This window comes from Veillonella sp. CHU732 (assembly GCF_003992085.1).
Classification (GTDB): Bacteria; Bacillota; Negativicutes; order Veillonellales; family Veillonellaceae; genus F0422.
In genome coordinates, this window is sequence record NZ_RQVC01000029.1 from 1 (window position 1) to 1,586 (window position 1,586).

The following is a 1,586-nucleotide window of genomic DNA, read 5'->3' on the forward strand; positions in this document are numbered from 1 at the left end:
CGGATGTTGTTGGCTGCTGTTGCTACGGTTTCTGCTACTGTACCTTCACCTACGATGTCAAGTTCTTCACCTAATTTTTTAGTGATTACCTCGCCTAGGTTTCCTTTGAATTTCAAGCCTTTTTCAACGATCGCATTCGCAGTGTTATGTAAATCTGTTACGTTTACTGCAGAGTTATTAACCGTATTGCCTTCTTTAGCCTCTTTTAATTTAGCTAAGTAATCTGCATCTTGAGCTGGTTCGCCTAAAGCAGATGCCACATTATCCAATGTCATCGATTTAGCAGCATTCACTTTTGTATGAATCTTAGCTAAATCATCAGCATTAGTAATTTCTGCACCGTCTTTAGTAGTAAATTTACCGTCTGCTGTTTTGAATACTTGGTTACCATCTTTATCTACGAAGATCACTGGACTTGTGACACGTTCGTTGAACAATTGACTGCCGTTCACTGCATCTTTAGAAGTAGAAGACACTGTTCCATCTGCAATGTTAGATAACTTATTAGTTGCACCAGTTGTTTTGCCATCTGGAGATACTAAGCTGGCAATTACATCTTTGGTATCAACCGCAGTAGCTCCTGGTTTTTTCTCTCCATTAGGTTCTACTTCATTAGCTTTGTAGTACTGACCATCGTTTGCTTTCACAAGACGATCACCGGCTGCATTTGTATACACCACTGTACCAGCTTCGCCGTTACGAAGTGCATTGACTTTAGATGTTAAGTCTTTACCATTTAAGCCGTCTTTACCAGTTGGACCTTGTGCACCTGCTGTACCAGCTACTTCTACACCTTGTCCATTGGCACCCGCTTGTCCATCACGTCCGTCAGAGGCTGTGTTACCAATGTTAACTGCATTGTCTAATGTAGTACGATCTGCTTTTTCTAAGCCAAGTGTGATGTTGCCTTGATCGTCCTTGGCAATGACAAGACCTTTTTTAGGTTTTGTTGCATCATCGCTTGTATCTGTTCCAGTTTTTAATGTAATTTTACCTGTATTTGGTGTAACATCTGCTGCAGCATCAGTACCATTTTGAACTTTTAAGCCCCATTTTTGAGCATCTACATATGCTTTATTAGCTGCATCTTTGTCACCTATTGGATCTGCCACGTTAATGATTTTTGTATTACTAGCATCGATACCATCTTTGCCGATTGTAATTGTTTTTGTTTCTACTGCACCACCAGCATCTGGTGTTACTGTATTGGTAACTTTTAATCCCGTTTTTCCTAATTCGATTTTTGTATCGTTATTAGCAACGCCACCAGTGATGGATGTAATACCTGTTAAGTCTTGTACTAATCCAATTTCTAGTTTACCATCAACATTCTTAGTGCGGATGTTGTTGGCTGCTGTTGCTACGGTTTCTGCTACTGTACCTTCACCTACGATGTCAAGTTCTTCACCTAATTTTTTAGTGATTACCTCTCCTAGGTTACCTTTGAATTTCAATCCTTTTTCAACGATCGCATTCGCAGTGTTATGTAAATCTGTTACGTTTACTGCAGAGTTATTAACTGTATTGCCTTCTTTAGCCTCTTTTAATTTAGCTAAGTAATCTGCATCTTGAGCTGGTTCGCCTAA

The 1,586-nt window shown here is 39.7% G+C and carries 1 pseudogene; it reads right to left on the reverse strand.

Features of this window, described 5'->3' with window-relative positions:
• Positions 1 to 1,586, reverse strand: a pseudogene (locus tag EO121_RS08535) (hypothetical protein); the annotation flags it as partial.